The 642-nt window shown below is 74.0% G+C and carries 1 protein-coding gene and 1 pseudogene; one reads left to right on the plus strand and one right to left on the minus strand.

The annotated features are described in order from the left end of the window. A partial coding sequence (locus EAO77_RS29785) for a DUF1996 domain-containing protein (protein WP_147991446.1) occupies window positions 1–289 on the plus strand: 289 nt, incomplete at its 5' end. Between the two features lie 157 nt (window positions 290–446). Here EAO77_RS29785 and EAO77_RS29790 read toward each other — a convergent pair. Beyond that, window positions 447–642: pseudogene (locus EAO77_RS29790) on the minus strand (hypothetical protein); the annotation flags it as partial.

The following is a 642-nucleotide window of genomic DNA, read 5'->3' on the forward strand; positions in this document are numbered from 1 at the left end:
CGGCCAGAACACGGACAGCGCCAACCACCGCACCCATGTGGCGTTCGCCGACGCCGGGGGCCGCTGCCCGCAGGGCTTCCAGGCCATCCCCCAGCTGGTCCAGCGGATCGTCTACGACGTGCCGCCGCCGGTCTTCGACGGGGAGAACGCCTCGGTGTTCGCGGTCGACTCGTTCCCCGAGCAGCTGCACAAGCCGATCACCGACCACGGCGACTTCATCAACGTCTTCGACGAGAACCTGATGAACAAGGTGGTCAACTGCATCAACGGCGGGCGGAGGTGCCGGTGACCCGCTGAGCACGGCCGAGGCCGGGCGGGTCCGGGAGCGGTTGCTCCCGGACCCGCCCGGCCTCGGCGTGCGCGGACGGTACAAACGTGCGGTGAGGGGTGCGGCGGACGCCGCCCGGGCCGGGGGCCGGCCGGACGGCGGACGCCGCACCGTGCGATCAGCCCCCGTGGCTCCCTTCGTGGCCGTCCCGGCCCTCGTGGTGCGCCTCGTGGCCGTCCCGGCCGTCCTGTCCCTCGTGGCCCTCGTGGCCCTCGGCGCCGGAGGTGCCGCCGCCCGGGTGCGATCCGTGGTCCGTTCCGGTCCGTACCGTGCCGCCGAGACGGCCGCGCAGCGCCGCCACCACCTTCTCGTCG

Origin of the sequence: Streptomyces sp. T39 (assembly GCF_008042045.1) — a bacterium.
Taxonomy (GTDB): domain Bacteria; phylum Actinomycetota; class Actinomycetes; order Streptomycetales; family Streptomycetaceae; genus Streptomyces.